Annotated in this window: 11 protein-coding genes, 9 tRNA genes and 1 other annotated feature; of the genes, 1 reads left to right on the forward strand and 19 read right to left on the reverse strand. The window is 32.1% G+C overall.

The genetic code is table 11. The annotated features are described in order from the left end of the window. From C7954_RS00190 to C7954_RS00240, 11 genes are all read right to left on the reverse strand, one after another. Positions 1–687, reverse strand: coding sequence for an aspartate/glutamate racemase family protein (locus C7954_RS00190; protein WP_134058373.1), 687 nt, complete (start codon positions 685–687; stop codon positions 1–3). A 123-nt stretch (positions 688–810) separates the two neighbouring features. Beyond that, on the reverse strand, positions 811–2,736 hold the full coding sequence (gene thrS / locus C7954_RS00195; protein WP_073155965.1) for a threonine--tRNA ligase: 1,926 nt from the start codon (positions 2,734–2,736) through the stop codon (positions 811–813). Positions 2,737–2,814: 78 nt separating this feature from the next. Further along, positions 2,815–3,057, reverse strand: a binding site (T-box leader). 165 nt (positions 3,058–3,222) lie between these two features. After that, positions 3,223–3,311: transfer RNA gene (locus C7954_RS00200), tRNA-Leu, on the reverse strand. Positions 3,312–3,323: 12 nt separating this feature from the next. After that, positions 3,324–3,400, reverse strand: a tRNA-Val gene (locus tag C7954_RS00205). Between the two features lie 101 nt (positions 3,401–3,501). Further along, positions 3,502–3,590, reverse strand: a tRNA-Leu gene (locus C7954_RS00210). A gap of 66 nt (positions 3,591–3,656) precedes the next feature. Further along, positions 3,657–3,731, reverse strand: a tRNA-Cys gene (locus tag C7954_RS00215). 16 nt (positions 3,732–3,747) lie between these two features. Beyond that, positions 3,748–3,822, reverse strand: a tRNA-Gly gene (locus tag C7954_RS00220). A 6-nt stretch (positions 3,823–3,828) separates the two neighbouring features. Beyond that, a tRNA-Phe gene (locus tag C7954_RS00225) sits at positions 3,829–3,904 on the reverse strand. A gap of 5 nt (positions 3,905–3,909) precedes the next feature. Continuing rightward, positions 3,910–3,986 (reverse strand) — tRNA-Asp (locus C7954_RS00230). Between the two features lie 89 nt (positions 3,987–4,075). Then, positions 4,076–4,151 (reverse strand) — tRNA-Val (locus C7954_RS00235). 184 nt (positions 4,152–4,335) lie between these two features. Further along, positions 4,336–5,190, reverse strand: coding sequence for an LCP family protein (locus C7954_RS00240; protein WP_073155969.1), 855 nt, complete (start codon positions 5,188–5,190; stop codon positions 4,336–4,338). Positions 5,191–5,381: 191 nt separating this feature from the next. Between C7954_RS00240 and C7954_RS00245 the strand changes: the two genes are divergently transcribed. After that, a tRNA-Leu gene (locus tag C7954_RS00245) sits at positions 5,382–5,468 on the forward strand. 204 nt (positions 5,469–5,672) lie between these two features. Here C7954_RS00245 and C7954_RS00250 read toward each other — a convergent pair. The 8 genes from C7954_RS00250 to C7954_RS00285 form a co-directional block, all read right to left on the reverse strand. Continuing rightward, complete coding sequence (locus tag C7954_RS00250; RefSeq protein ID WP_134058376.1) at positions 5,673–7,025, reverse strand: radical SAM/SPASM domain-containing protein; 1,353 nt, start codon at positions 7,023–7,025, stop codon at positions 5,673–5,675. 72 nt (positions 7,026–7,097) lie between these two features. Then, positions 7,098–7,649, reverse strand: coding sequence for a TetR/AcrR family transcriptional regulator (locus tag C7954_RS00255; RefSeq protein WP_166667660.1), 552 nt, complete (start codon positions 7,647–7,649; stop codon positions 7,098–7,100). 154 nt (positions 7,650–7,803) lie between these two features. Continuing rightward, positions 7,804–9,144, reverse strand: coding sequence for a phenylacetate--CoA ligase family protein (locus C7954_RS00260; protein ID WP_134058382.1), 1,341 nt, complete (start codon positions 9,142–9,144; stop codon positions 7,804–7,806). A gap of 254 nt (positions 9,145–9,398) precedes the next feature. Further along, positions 9,399–9,578, reverse strand: coding sequence for a hypothetical protein (locus tag C7954_RS00265; RefSeq protein WP_073155981.1), 180 nt, complete (start codon positions 9,576–9,578; stop codon positions 9,399–9,401). A 133-nt stretch (positions 9,579–9,711) separates the two neighbouring features. Continuing rightward, entirely contained in the window at positions 9,712–10,839 is a 1,128-nt protein-coding gene (locus C7954_RS00270) for a YibE/F family protein (protein ID WP_073155984.1), read from the reverse strand. A gap of 92 nt (positions 10,840–10,931) precedes the next feature. Then, positions 10,932–12,449 (reverse strand): alkaline phosphatase, encoded by a 1,518-nt coding sequence (locus C7954_RS00275; RefSeq protein ID WP_081374478.1) that lies wholly within the window; start codon positions 12,447–12,449, stop codon positions 10,932–10,934. A gap of 404 nt (positions 12,450–12,853) precedes the next feature. Continuing rightward, the gene (locus tag C7954_RS00280; protein WP_134058385.1) at positions 12,854–14,176 is read right to left on the reverse strand and encodes a sigma-54-dependent transcriptional regulator; all 1,323 of its coding nucleotides are present in this window, start codon (positions 14,174–14,176) and stop codon (positions 12,854–12,856) included. Beyond that, positions 14,154–15,539 carry a sensor histidine kinase gene (locus tag C7954_RS00285; protein ID WP_073155989.1) on the reverse strand — a complete coding sequence of 462 codons (1,386 nt, stop codon included), beginning with the start codon at positions 15,537–15,539 and terminating at the stop codon, positions 14,154–14,156. Before C7954_RS00285 ends, C7954_RS00280 begins: the two co-directional genes overlap by 23 nt. Positions 15,540–15,545: the final 6 nt, after the last annotated feature.

The raw sequence follows: 15,545 nt of genomic DNA on the forward strand, positions 1-15,545 counted from the left end.
TTATAGCTCCTCTTTTGATAGATTAATAGTTAAGCTATCTTTTAAAAGCAGCTCCAAAATTTCAGCTGCTGGATCAATAATTTTATTAAAATCAGCTTTAATTTCACTTTTTAGATAAGGCAAATGGGTACAGCCCAATAAAAGCTGATCTGCCCCCACTTTTTGAAAAGAATCAATTAGTTCTTTCAACCCGTATTGCTGATATATTTTTTCCGCCTCAATCTCTGCTTCAATTGCATTAATAATCGGCATAATTCCAGCTGTTATAAATTCCAACTGGGGGTTATTGGCCGCTATAATTTTCTCAATTTTAACTGCACTCTGAGAATTAGCTGCCAGAACTGCTATTTTCTGCGGCTCTGAAATTGAAAGAGCCTGGTAGACATCTAAAGGAGTCAGCAGCGGTAATTTTGATTTTTGAATTAAATCACTCTTATCTAAAACCGCACTTAATGAGTTGCAGTAGATAATAACTGCTTTGGCTCCAGCTGCCTTCAACTTCATAATTTTATTTAATGTAATCTGCTGCAGTTTCTCTGGATTACTGTACTGGAGTCTATTCTGTTCAGCCGGGCTTTCTGAGGTGTAATCTGAAAGAACTTCATATCCCTGAGAACTATAATAACTTTTTCCTAAATATGTATCATAGGGAGTACCTGCAATTACTGCTAATTTAATATCTTTCAAAGGCTCAACTCCTTTCAAAAAGTTTAATTATACCCCGTTCTAAAAAACCGGGGTATAATTAAATTTATTACTTATTAATCAAACAGCTGCTTATTTAAACTGCTGATCATTTATAAGCTATTTCTAGATATTTTCCTGACTAATAGCTTTAGCTTCAATTTCTTCTAAAATTTTAGCATTGAATTCGGAAAGTTTACTTGTACCCAAATCGCCTTCACGTCTGTCGCGAACAGAAACTGTCCCGTTTTCTTCTTCTCTACCACCTACAATTAACATATATGGAATCTGCTTTACCTGAGCATCTCTAATCTTATATCCAACCTGCTCGGAGCGGCTGTCCACTTCCACTCTAATCTTTTCTTTGCTTAGAGCTTCTTTAACCTGTAGTGCATAATCTATCTGATCATCAGAAACCGGAATAATTTCGACCTGTACCGGTGCAATCCAGGTTGGGAAGGCACCTGCAAAATGCTCAATTAAAATTCCGATAAAGCGCTCAATACTACCATAAATTGCTCTATGAATCATTGCCGGACGGTGTTCTTCTCCATCCTGACCAATATAGCTGAGGTCAAATCTTTCCGGCATTTGGAAATCAAGCTGAATAGTTCCACACTGCCAGGTTCTACCGATACTATCTTCTAAATGGAAATCAATTTTAGGACCATAAAAAGCTCCATCACCTTCGTTGATTTCATAATCTAAGTCATTTCGCTCGATTGAGTTTTTCAGGGCTTTAATTGCTCTGTCCCACTGCTCATCAGATCCCATAGCGTTTTCGGGCTTGGTACTCAGCTCAACCTTGTAGTTAAAACCAAAGGCACTATATAATCTATCTACAAGCTTAATAACTCCACTGAGCTCATCTTCAATCTGATCTGGCAGACAGTAAATATGAGCATCATCCTGAGTGAAGCTGCGGACTCTCATTAGACCATGTAAAGCACCTGACATTTCATGGCGGTGAACTAATCCTAATTCGGCCATTCTAATAGGAAGCTCACGGTAGCTGTGCATTGAGTCTTTATAAACTAAAATTCCACCAGGACAGTTCATGGGTTTAACAGCATGTGTATCACCATCTATTTCAGTAAAGTACATATTATCTTTGTAGTGATCCCAGTGTCCTGATTGATGCCAGAGTGATTCATCAAGAATAATTGGTGTTTTAATCTCTTCGTAACCAGCCTTGCGGTGCTCTTCTTTCCAAAAATCAACCAGTTCATTTCTTAAAGCCATTCCTTTAGGATGGAAAAAGGGGAAGCCCTTACCTTCATCCTGAATACTGAAGAGATCTAATTCTTTACCTAATTTTCTGTGATCACGTTTTTTAGCTTCTTCCATTCTATTGATATATTTTTCTAAATCTTTTTCACTGGCAAATGCTGTACCATAAATTCGCTGCAGCATCTCATTGTTTTCATCTCCACGCCAGTAAGCTCCTGCCACATTCATCAGTTTAAAGGCTTTAACATAGCCTGTTGATGGAAGATGAGGTCCGCGGCATAAGTCAACATAATCACCCTGAAAATAGAGGCTGATCATTTGATCCTCTAATTCATCAATTAATTCCAGTTTATATTTTTCATTTCTTTCTTCCATTAAAGCTACTGCTTCAGCTCTCGGCAGAACCTTTCTTTCAATTTCAATATCTTCCTCAATAATTTTCTGCATTTCTGCTTCAATTTCTGCTAATGATTCATCATTAATTGTTTTATCTAAATTAAAATCATAATAAAAACCGTCATCAATGGCGGGTCCAATTGCTACCTGAACATTATCATATAACCTTTTAACAGCTTGTGCCATTATGTGAGAGGCAGTGTGTCTAAGAATTTCTAATGCCTCATCACTATCAATTGTAATAATTGAAAGCTCAACATCTTCTTCGATCGGATAATTAGCGTCTACCTTTTTCCCGTCCACTACACCAGCAACTGCATCTCTACCTAAACCACTACCAATTGAATAAGCTACATCTTCAACTGTTGTTCCAGCATCATATTCCTTAACTGATCCATCTGGTAGTGTTACTTCTACTTTTTCCATTTAATTTCCTCCTCAAATTTTCACTAATCCTTTTTAATGTAATAATCTTATATAAACTAAAAAAATCCCTCATCTCAGATTAGAGACGACGGATTCGCGGTTCCACTCTAGTTAACAATAATTAAAAACTAATAAATTATTAAGCAGCTTAAATTATTATTCACTTAATAAGATAACGGTTTAACCGGACAGAAATACTTGCTTCTTTCTGTCAGCTCCAGGGTGGTTTTCAAATTAATGATCAGTTATGTGCTTTCAGCCGTCGGCACAATTCTCTTTTAACTGCCAAATAAATTTACTCTTCCCTATCAAAGCTTTTATGATCTTTATTTTTTATTATTATATTCCTAATTGCTATAAAAGTCAAATATTTTCTTTAAGATTTTTGACATAAAAAAAATTCAGAGCAGAAAACTACTCTGAAATATAATTTATAATTAAACTATATAACATCACTTCACAGTTCAACAATAATTAACCAAAAAGTGGTGCCGGGGGTCGGGCTCGAACCGACACGGGAATAAATTCCCACCGGATTTTAAGTCCGATGCGTCTGCCAATTCCGCCACCCCGGCTTGTTATTAAAATGGTGTTGGTAAGTGGATTCGAACCACTGGCCTCTACGATGTCAACGTAGCGCTCTGACCAACTGAGCTATACCAACTTAAAAAATTAAGTCAGCATCTTTCCAAAAGTTTTACTTTACAATTATTATTCTTTGATAATATCTGAAATTAAATAATAAAAGTTAAATATGTATAAAAGTGGTGCCGGAGGTCGGGCTCGAACCGACACGGGAATAAATTCCCACCGGATTTTAAGTCCGATGCGTCTGCCAATTCCGCCACCCCGGCCTATAAAATATTTAACTTAGAGCATTATGTATTATATCAGTGAAAACTTGATTTGTAAAGTAAAATTGGAGGCGGCAGACGGATTTGAACCGTCGAATAAAGGATTTGCAGTCCTCTGCCTTACCACTTGGCTATGCCGCCCTAAACTACAAACAAATGGAGCGGGAAACGAGATTTGAACTCGCGACCCTCACGTTGGCAACGTGATGCTCTACCACTGAGCTATTCCCGCACAAGATGGTGGTGGGAGACAGAATCGAACTGTCGACACGTGGATTTTCAATCCACTGCTCTACCGACTGAGCTATCCCACCAAAAATGGCGGAGGAGACGGGATTTGAACCCGCGATCTCCGGCTTGACAGGCCGGCGCGTTAAACCGCTACGCTACACCTCCGTGTAAAGTAAATAAGAAGTAGAATGTAGGAAGTCAATAAGAAAAAGACTCCGAACACAACTTCAAAATATTATATTTAAAAATAAAAATGGTGGGCGAAACAGGGCTCGAACCTGTGACCCCCTGCTTGTAAGGCAGGTGCTCTCCCAACTGAGCTATTCGCCCATCTGCAGTAATCAAAAGCATAATTACCGCATCAGCACTAATTAGTATATATAAAAACATAGTTCAAGTCAAAATCTGATATCAGCTATTATTAGTAATTAAATTATTTTATGTTAAATATACTACTAAATACTTGTAAAATCGACTACAGATAATTTTTTCTTGAAAGCTTATTTTTTCTAATTCATTCAATAAACTCTAACTCTAATTCTGAATTAGAACGTATGTAATTAAAGATCTCTGCTGCAAGAACAGCATTAATATCTGTTTCTACAGAATTATAACTTACAACAATAGTATTATATAGTTCTTTAACATTAAGCATTATATTATCTGTTTTTAATTTAGTTACTACAGCCTTAATTAACATTTTTTGTCTTTCAGATCTTGGAAGATAACTGGAACTGCTCCAGCGAACAAAATTCAAAGCTTCTTTTCCAGACAATAAATTATTACCTGCTTTTAAATCGAGTCCTAAACTTGAAACTTTAACATCTTCTTTTAACCGAAGCTGAACCCCACCTAACTCATCGATTACCTTCTCGAACCCCTGATAGTTAACATAAACATAATAATCAATCTCTGTTTTTGTTATTTCTTCAACAGCAAGCTGAATATCTTCTTTATTGTATTCCTTTAATAATTTATTTTCATGCTCTAAATTTTCATTTATATATTCCAGCTGCAGGCTATTTGCTTCAGGTCGAAGTTTTCCTAAAACTATAGAATCAGCTTCAACAGTCCCTAAAACAACACTTGCTTCATCATCTAATCCGACAAATAAGATATTTAAATTTTGATTAAAATTGTTTTCTCCCATACCTAAAATAGATAAAATTTGATCCAAAAAGGACTGATTTTCTTCCATTTGAGATAAATCATCATTACCATTAACAAGCGGTTTTAACCCACTTTCTAAATAATAACCTGTCAGACCAATAAATAATAAAAGTAAAGCTATAATTAAAATTCCCAACCATTTATGATTTTTAGATGATTCTTGATTATCTTGATTATCATGTTTATTTTTTTCTGCCAATGTTATTGCCTCCCTATTCCCTTATATTCATAATATTCGTGATTATGGGTTCAATTCCTGCATAACATCAGCTTCTTTATTGTTTTTAATTGTTTTTAAAATGAATAATTTGTTTTTTGAAAAATCTCAGCAATAATTTTGAAAATTTTATTGACAAAGAAAAATTTTATGTTATAATTTATAATTGTTATGCCGAAGTGGCGGAACTGGCAGACGCGCAGCGTTGAGGGCGCTGTGGGCCTCGGCCTGTGTGGGTTCGAATCCCACCTTCGGCACCATACTTTAGTTAATGACTAAAATTCCCCCTGGTATACCAGGGGGAATTTTTTAAACCCAAAACTTATATCTTATGGTTTATTATAGTTTTATGGAAGACATAATTTTTTAGTTTAATCCCCCATAAAACATTAACCAATATATTTAATACTAGTTTATCTCTTCATTTTAAAAAATAATTATTTTAAAATCCTTAATCCAATTTGTTATTTATTCATCCTTTCTTCATTAATATCTTTAGAAATTTCATGCCATTCAGCTGACAAATCATCAAGAAAATCAGCTGTCTTACCTTTTAAAATTTCATCTGCTCCATCATGTGTAGGCACAGCACCTGACTCTTCTACTATATCCCTTAAAGCTTTAGGATTATCAATAATTGGGCAGGGACACATTAAATTCTCACTAATGGGCTGCCTCTTTTGATAAGATTTAAACAGAGGATTCTGAAGCACTTCTTTTAATGATTTTTCTTTTATATTATCTACTGCAAAATGAGCAAATGCACAGGGCTCAACTTCTCCTTTAGCATTAATATGAAAATACCTTCTTCCTCCAGCAATACAACCCTGGACATATGTGCCATCATTCCAAAAATCCATAATAAATATATCTTTTTTCTTCCTTAATTCACTTCCTCTCCGGGCCATAGAAGCTCTCTGCTCAGGAGTAATCATCATCTCAAGATTAGGATTTCTACCTATTGGAATATAATGAAATAACCACATGTAAAGAGCACCCTTTTTAGATAAATGATCAACAAATTCATCGGAAAAAAGTTCATCCACATTATTTTGAGTTGCAGTTACACTTGCCCCAAAAATAATTCCTCTCTCATGCAGGCGGTCCATGGCATCCATAATTTTATCATAAGTACCCTCGCCCCGACGTTTATCAGTTTCTTCTCTAAAACCTTCCAGACTAATAGCTGGTGTAACATTTCCCACTTCAAGCATTCTATCAGCAAATTCATCATCAATAAGTGTACCATTAGTATACATCATAAAACCAACATCATCATGTTTTTCAAAAATGTCAAAAAGCTGAGGATAAACTGTCGGCTCACCGCCTGAAAAAACTATAAAATAAATTCCCATTTCTTTAGCCTCAGTAATTATTCTATCAATTGTAGCAAAATCAAGACTATCACTTTTATTATATTCGCCAGCCCAGCACCCTTCACAATTCAAATTACAGGCACTAGTAGGGTCAATAAGCATTGTCCAGGGCACATCTACTCCAAGATCTTCAGAAAGTTCATACTGATATGGTATACCAAAAATAGCTGAATTTATTAAAAAATTCATTAAAAATCCACTTTTATAAGCAGGTGCAATATCATTAATTTTTTTAAGATATTTTTTTATCAAAGGAGTTGTTTTATACTTCTCCTTGATAATTTTAATAGCATTTTTGTGATTATCTCTTTTAGCTAATTTTTCTCCAATATCTAGAATCTGCAAAAAATTTTCTTCAGGATCTTTTTCCAGATATTTTAAAGCCTGTTTGAGCAGCTTATCAGCTGCATATTTTTTTGACAGTTCAAAATTAATACTCATATTAACTCCTCCTCTTGTTTTATTCTGAATTATCTCTTTAATACTTGCTCATTCGCAGTTTTTAATTTTTCTTTAAATTAGATTTGCCATTTTTAAGAGATAAGAAATATTCTTCTCCCGTTCTCCTGGAAATCTCCTGTCCAAAATCAATATCATAATAAGCAGTGCATAAACGCCGCGCTTTCTTTCTGCTTTAGCCCCCTTTTTTATCCCCTTTTTTTCTTTAAACTGTATTAATATCTGATCTACTATCTCTAATAAATCAGATCGCAGCCGGGTTACAATTTTTTTTTCTTTACTATTTATATTTTTTTTAATGACTTCATCTATTACACCTTTTGATTTATTAATTTCATCATAGAGATGGGTAATAAACATTTCCAGATCAAGTTCTTCTTTTTGCAAATATTTATCAAAAATTTTTTTATGATTTTTAATTTTTTCTTCAATAACTTTTATAAATAACTCCTCTTTATTGGTATAATAATTATATAATGTTCCAACAGCAATACCGGTTTCTTCAGCAACAATTTTCATACTAACAGCAGAATATCCTTTTTCAGAAAATAGCTGATATGCTGCTCTAGATATTTTACTCCGTAAATTATTAATGATTTTAGGCACAACATTCACCACCTATTTTTTAAATTTTACCTTATTTTAGTGAACTTATATTCATAAACCTTTATGAATATACATTCATTATACATTATAAAAATAAATATGTCAAATTTTTCTGAAACTTTAAAATATAGGGAGGACTGCAGCTTTAATAAGTTTATTTAAATTCTCTTTTTATCAATTTAAATTTACCGGTAGTACCTGCACCGTCTATATTTTTAACTTTTTTTATCCTAAAATTAACATTTTGCAGATTTTTACTCTGAAGTATCTTTGTTAATTCTTCTTTTATTTTCACTATTACATCTTCATTTTTACTTCCCTTTTTAATAACCGCCTTGAAAATAAAGGAAGTTTCACCCGTCTGTATCACCTGATATTTATTCAAACCTCTAATATATAACTCTACAAATATTATCGGATGAATAAACTCTTTTTTTTCAGCTTGATTTTTAAACCATAATATATCCTCCTGGCGTCCGATAATTTCTTTTACCCTGTTAAAAGGCCATCTATCTTCATTTTTTTGTTCATTTACCGATACCAGTAAATCAGACATTCGATATCGTATAAGTGGTTGGGTATAATTATAGAGATTTGTTAGGTAATAGCCCTCTTCCGCAGTTTCAATATAATTAGCATCATCAAAAATATATAAATGATTAAACTCCTCTTTTTTTACTCCGATCACCAGGGACTCTGAGGCAGCATAATAATTAATAAGAGAAGTATCCCAGGTCTTTTTAATAAATTTCCTGGCTGCTGCCGTCAGCGGTTCACCCCCGCAAATTACTACCTCTGGTGATATATCTATTTTGCCAGTTCTCTGCATTTCAGCTAGAACCTTGATCCCAAAAGGATAACCTGTAAGATTATGAGGACGGCATTCATTTAACCTTTGACAATAATCTTCTAGAGGATGATTAATATTAATGACCAGATACTGTTTATAGAAGTATTCTTCCAGAGCATTAACCGGGCTTAAAAAAAGGCTGATTCCAGCATAATGACCATCTGCTGCTCCAATAAAAGCATATCTTTTTCTCTTAAGACCAAAATTAGTAAATAATCTCAAAGAAAGAGCTTTGATAAAATCCCACTCCTTTGAATTATAAAGAAAATATCCAACTTCGCCTGAAGAACCAGAGCTATGAATAACGTGATATTTATTATTTAACTTGCTAACAGGAGAAGGGGAATTTTCAAGAAAAGAAGCAATCTTATCACAGCTGATATTTTTATCCGTTACTAATTTATCATAATTTTCCATCATTATATTTTTATCAAGAGCAGGAAGATCTGAGTGTTTAATCTCTGACAGGTCTTTTTCCTTAATTCCGTGGGCTGAATAAAAGTCATGATAAAAGGGAGAATTATTATAAGCATAATACAGCAGCTTTCTAAATTTATTTTCTCTCAGTTTTAATATTTCACTTCGACTTTTATTTAAATTTTTATCAAGCTTATATTTATAATATAGGATTCTTGGTATGCTCATAATTTTATCTCCTTGATATTAATTACTCGATTTAATTTAAGACCATCTAACCATCTTCAATTAATTCTATAAAATTTCTAACAGTATTTGGGGCTATTTCAGGGTACAATTCACCCTGATTTCTTCCCCCTTTTCCACTGTTATAGTTATTTCTGATTTTTTATCCATCTAAAACACCTATTATTTATTTTTCTGTTTCTTTTACTAATTACATTATATACAAATTGAACATAAAATTAAAGTTGTTATTTAAATTAGTTTTTTGCTTTGTACAGTTTTTTCTTAAAAAAGAATAAAAAATTGCAGTCTTCCGTTATCTCCGGATGAGTTTCATCAAGCTCATCTATTAGTTCATGAGCTGCCGGCTGCTCTGCATTTGAGGCTGGGGTTACTTTAAATGCTACCTGCAGTTCATATGCTGCATCCACTATCATCTTTTAATTCTTCTATCAATTTATTTTAATAAGTCGACCTTCGGCACCATTTAAATTTAATCAGATAATTCACCCCCAAGTTTTGCCTGGTAGCGCAGGTTTCTTGGGGGTTTTTTGATTTGAAATTTTAAAATTAATCTTTATTTTTTTCTAATTTAAATTTTTTGCTGTAAAGCCAGGCGGCAAAAATCGTAGTAATTGGTGCCACTATTATTAGGCCAATACTACCAACAAGAGTTCTTAATATTTCTGAAACAATAATTCTCAAATTAAAAATTCTTCTTAGAGTTGCTGTTCTAGTCATAAAAGCCATTATTAGTGTTAAATATCCACCTGCATAAGCCAAAAGCAGAGTTGTAGTCATAGTTCCAATTACATCACTTCCTACATTAAAACCAGATTTGATCAAATCTTTCATTTCCATATCAGGTCGCTGTTCTTTTAATTCTTTAATAGTTGTAGCCATATCCATAGCAATATCCATTGCCGCTCCAGAGGCCCCAATGACTACAGCTGCATAAAATATTTCTCTTATATTTAAATTAAAATAACCCGCAGCCATCATCTCTCCTACATAAGGAGAAGACATCCCATCAAGTGCAAGTTTATTTCCAAAAAAGATTGTTAAAGCAATAGTTATTAAAAGACTTGAGCTAGTACCAAAAAATGAAGCAAAACCCTTTTTAGTAAAACCAGCAATAGAAAATAAGATTAAAGCAGATAAAATTAGAAGCACAAAAGATGTAAAAATCAATGGATCTAAACCTTTTAGTAATCCGGGAATTAATATCTTCCAAATAACAAATATACTTCCTATAAAAGAAAACAGAGCTTTTAATCCTATATACCGAGCATAAAGTATTAATAATATAATAAAAAGTGCAATTAATATTAAAATCCAGCCCTGTCTATAAACATCTAAAGCAACTGCAGCTCTAATCTCATTATTTTCTGTTTCTGAAATTGCAACTAAAATTTCATCTCCTTCATTAAACCGATAATCCCAGCCCAAATTTCCAATTAAATGATTGGAAGCATTAATAATTTTTCCTTTGTATTTACCCTCTTTTATTTCAACTCTTACTATTTGTCGCCCAAATTTTTGAACTCCCGAACCACTGATCTCACTATCATCAACTTTTTTTACTACAGCTCTAAGTTCTCTGGTATCATTTTGAAAACTTAAATTATAAAACAAAAATAAAAGTGATGCCGTAATAATAATTATTAGAATAATTGCTTTAATTTTTTTGCCCTTCATATTTATTCCCCCACACTCCCCACACTAAAATTTAAAGAAAGGTGAGGAAAAATTCCCCACCAATCAATCAAAGATTAATTTATATATCTCTTCTAATTAAGTTCTACTTCTAATAGTTCTGCAGTGATTTTAGCTACATCAGTATTATCCATTGAGCCAGTATATCTAGCTGCACCAACACCATGGGTTCTAATAGGAATAATTTGTCCGGTGTGAGCAGAAGAAGTCCATCCAATTCTAGATCTTCTTGAAGTAATGTGAGCTATAGTTGACTGTACTGGGCTTATCCAGGTTGCCTGTGGCCAATAACCGTTAATTTCATCAACGTCTGCTCCGCGACCTTTTGCATCCTGAAGATCCATAGCATTTTCTAAAAGTTCTTTTTCTCTCTCAGTTAATTCTGCTATTCCAAAATCTTCTTTTAAATCAGTATATAATTGTTCTCTATCACCTGTGTACTCAAAGCCTTCCTCAATAGAAGCTTTTACCTCGCGAATAGGTGCTAGATCCATAAAGTAATCATATTCCATACCTTCACTGCTGTTTAAACCAAGACCACCAGTTTCATGGTCACCAGCAACAATTATTAAAGTTTCATTTGGATGTTCTAGATAAAACTTATAAGCTGTTTTAACAGCATCATCAAAGGCTAAAGTATCATGGATGGTTGTAGCAACATCATTATCGTGAGCTGCATGGTCAATTCTTCCACCCTCAATCATCATAAAGAATCCTTCATTATCCTGTTTTAATAATTCTATTCCTTTTGCTGTCATTTCTGCAATACTTGGAACTAATTTATTGTCTCTATCAATTTCGTAAGAAACATGACTCATAGTTGGTGTATAAATGACTTGATCTCCAGCCTGTGGAGTATAATCTCTAAATGCTGCTGTTTGATCACTAGATTCAAATACTTGATAACCTTTATCTGCAAATTCTTCAAATAGATTTCTGTTATCTTCACGCTTAGAGTTATCATTATTACCTGGTAAAAAATGTCTTGCTCCACCACCAACAAGATAATCAATTTCATTTTCTAAATACTGTACTGCTATCTCATTCTCCATTCCTCGATCAGGCACATTAGACCCAAAAGAAGCAGGTGTAGCATGAGTGATTCTAGCAGTTGAAACTAAGCCTGTAGCCATACCTTTATCTTTGGCTGCTATTAAAACAGACTTAAGCGGCTTATCATTAAGGTCCAAAGCAATAGTATCTCTATCAGTCTTAACACCAGTCGCTAATGCTGTTGCAGTTTGAGCAGAACCAGGTACTAAAGTAAATGATCCCGTAGTTCGTGTTGAACCTGCATGATCCAATCTATGCATCATTAATCTGTCACTATGTTCTTCTGCTTTAAGATCAATAAAGCTCTCTCCATACTCTTCATAATCATGATTAACTTCTTCTAAATTTTCAAATTGATTATAGTATTCTGCTAATGTTGCCTGAGAACTGGACATACCATCACCAATAAGAAAAAAAATATATTTTGGATTTTCTGCTTCAGTTCCAGCAGCTAAAACACTACCAGCTAAAAGCATTGCAATTAAAACAGTCATAATCATTCTAGAATAAATTTTTCTTTTTCTAATTTTTTTAAACATTTAATATCCCCCTAATATGATTTAATATTTTTCATTAACAAATAAATAACCAATAAATAAATTAATTTTTTATTAAAATACCCTTTTCTTATTCACCCCCAAAGCTAAAATAATTAATAACCAGGCATGCCACCTATATTTAATGCAATTTTCATACCAGAAAAGTAATATTTAATAAATTAAAATAAAAAATATATTTTTTGAAAATTATCAATAATAAATCTTATTTAAGAAAATAATTTATTGAAATTTATATCAATCTTTTTATATTTAATGCTTTATTTTTATTTTTAAATAAAAATACCAGTAAAAACTTTCCTTAAAAAAGAGTCTTTACTGGTTTAAATATTATAATATTCTTTATTTTGTGTATTCTTAGTAATCTTCACATTTTTGTTGTGTAATTACTCAACTAAGTCTGCAACTTCTTTGTCATCTTTATACTTTTTAATCCAGTTATATAAAGTCTTTCTAGAAATCCCTAAAATTTGAGCTGCTTTAGTTTTATTACCACTGCTTTTTGTTAAAGAATTAATAATTTTTTCTTTTTCACTTAATTTATTTTGATCAAAATTAACTTTTTCTATAATTTCCGGGGGCAAATCTTGAACAGTAATCTCCTTATTTTTAGAAGTAACAATTAACCTTTCTGTTAAATTTTCTAACTCTCTAATATTTCCAGGCCAGTTATATTTTTTTAATAAATCAACAGCCTTATCAGAAATACTTTTTCGAGCAACCCCTTCTCGGTCCGATATTTTTTTAATAAAATGATCTATTAAAATCTTAGTATCTGATTTTCTTTCTCTAAGAGGAGGAACATTTATGGGAATAACATTTAAGCGATAAAAAAGATCACTCCTAAACTCATTTTCTCTGACCATTTTCTTAATATCTCGATTAGTAGTTGCAATTACTCTCACATCGATATCTCTACTTATATTTTCACCAACTCTTTCAAATTTTTTCTCCTGTAATACCCGCAGTAGTTTAGATTGAGTATCAAGGCTAATTTCAGTAATTTCATCTAACATTATAGTCCCTTGATCTGCCAATTCGAACTTTCCTTTTTTATCTTTAATAGCCCCTGTAAATGAACCTTTTTTGTGTCCAAATAACTCAGATTCGATAATATTGTGATTAAGTGCTGCACAATTTACTGCAACAAATTTATTTTCTCGGCGCTGACTCTGATAGTGTAAAGCTTTTGCTACTAATTCTTTTCCAGACCCGCTTTCACCCTGAATTAAAACCGTCGAACTATAATCGGCTGCCATATTAATTGTTTCTAGCAAATTATAAACTGCTTTACTTTCCCCAATTATTCTCTTATATTTTTTCCTTATTTCATCTTTTTCATCAATTTTACATTGCCCAATTAAATTTCGAATCTTGATTTTTAACTCATCATAATCCAAGGGTTTAGTTAAAAATTCTGATGCACCTAATTTCATTGCTTTAACAGCCATCGGAATACTGCCATAAGCAGTCATAAAAATAAATTTACTTTTAATATTCTTTTTTAACATTGTTTCATAAAACTCAATTCCACTCATTTTTGGCATTCTTATATCCGATATAATTAGATCCGCATTCAAGCTTTTTGCTTTTCTAATTGCCTCATCTACATCATTTGCATAATCAACTATATAATTTTCAGCTTCCAATATTGCTTTTAGAACCTTAGATATATTTTCTTTGTCATCAACTATTAGTATCTTTTTCATTATTGCTATCATCCTTATAAATAGGTAATTTAATTTTAAAAACTGTATTATTATCAGTATTCGCTTCAATCTTTCCTTTGTGTTTTTCAATAATTTCTTTTGAGATACTTAAACCTATACCACTACCACTTTTTTTCGTTGTAAAAAATGGGTTAAAAATTTTATCAAGATCTTCGTTTTTGATTCCGCAGCCATTATCTTCAATATTAATCAAAATATAATTTTCATTATCGTCAACTTTTATTTTAATATAACCAGATTTTTTAATTGCTTCAATAGAATTTAAAATAATATTGGTAAAAACACTTTTCATTTTATTAATATCACCTTTAATATACTTATGTTTAGTGTTAAATTCTTTAATTAAAGTTATATTATTATTATCAGTCATTGCCTCTAATAATTTGGATATATCATTTAGAAGATTTATTATATCAATTTTTTTAAATTTATATGATTTAATCCTGGCAAAATTTAAAAATTCATCTAAAAAATTATTTAATGTATCAATTTCTTCATTTATTATTTTCAAAAACCCATTTTGAGAATTTAATTCTTTTTTTAATTTTATTACTTCGACAGCTCCAGAAATGGCTTCTAAAGGGTTACGTATTTCATGTGCTAGATAAGCTGACATTTTACCAAGAGTAGCCAGCTGTGTTTTTTCAATTAAACTTTTCCTGATGATCAGCATTTCTTCATACATCCAGATTACAGAATTATAAAGTTCTTTTAATTCCAGAGGAGGGTTTTTAGACTTTAATTTAGAAATATTAAAATCACTTTCTGGAATTTTGCGAACTATTTTAGCTAAATTAGTAATTGGTTTTAAAATATAATCAGCAGTAATATGAATTATAAATGCCAGCAGCAAAAAAGCTGCTGCTAAAATAATAATCATCATTCTAATCGAATAATTTATCTTATCCTTTAGAGTTTGTTGAGAAAGTGTAATTATTGTCCTGCCGATCACCTCCCCATCTATAATAATATCTTTGCTAGTTATTAACTTATCATCATCTAAATAACTCTGCTTTTCTTCAAAACTATTTTCAATAAATTTTCCCTCTAAATCTCTATTTAATGCTGCTAAAATTCTACCATTATTATTTATTATTTTCGCTTCAACAACATCTTGTTCGCTATTAAAAGAAGTCACATTTTTAGAAAGAGTGCTAAATTCATGCACCAGCAGTGCTTCTTTACTAATTTCTGCTAAAGTCCTTGCTAAAAGTACACCTCTTCTCTCAATTTCCTCCTGAAATATGTCCTTTTGCTGAACAATTAATACATAGGCTACTAAAATCATAATTATTAAAAATATTAACATTGTATAAGTAATCAATCTTTTTTTTAATGACAAAATTAA

This window comes from Halanaerobium congolense, from assembly GCF_004366375.1.
In the GTDB taxonomy this organism is placed as follows: Bacteria; Bacillota; Halanaerobiia; order Halanaerobiales; family Halanaerobiaceae; genus Halanaerobium; species Halanaerobium congolense.

Bases quoted from the DNA above. Each gene is read 5' to 3' on its own strand.
- thrS (WP_073155965.1), bottom strand. From the start codon at position 2,736: ATGGAAAAAGTAGAAGTAACACTACCAGATGGATCAGTTAAGGAATAT.
- C7954_RS00280 (WP_134058385.1), bottom strand. From the start codon at position 14,176: ATGAAAAAGATACTAATAGTTGATGACAAAGAAAATATATCTAAGGTT.
- C7954_RS00270 (WP_073155984.1), bottom strand. From the start codon at position 10,839: ATGAAGGGCAAAAAAATTAAAGCAATTATTCTAATAATTATTATTACG.
- C7954_RS00265 (WP_073155981.1), bottom strand. From the start codon at position 9,578: ATGATAGTGGATGCAGCATATGAACTGCAGGTAGCATTTAAAGTAACC.
- C7954_RS00250 (WP_134058376.1), bottom strand. From the start codon at position 7,025: ATGAGTATTAATTTTGAACTGTCAAAAAAATATGCAGCTGATAAGCTG.
- C7954_RS00260 (WP_134058382.1), bottom strand. From the start codon at position 9,144: ATGAGCATACCAAGAATCCTATATTATAAATATAAGCTTGATAAAAAT.
- C7954_RS00275 (WP_081374478.1), bottom strand. From the start codon at position 12,449: ATGTTTAAAAAAATTAGAAAAAGAAAAATTTATTCTAGAATGATTATG.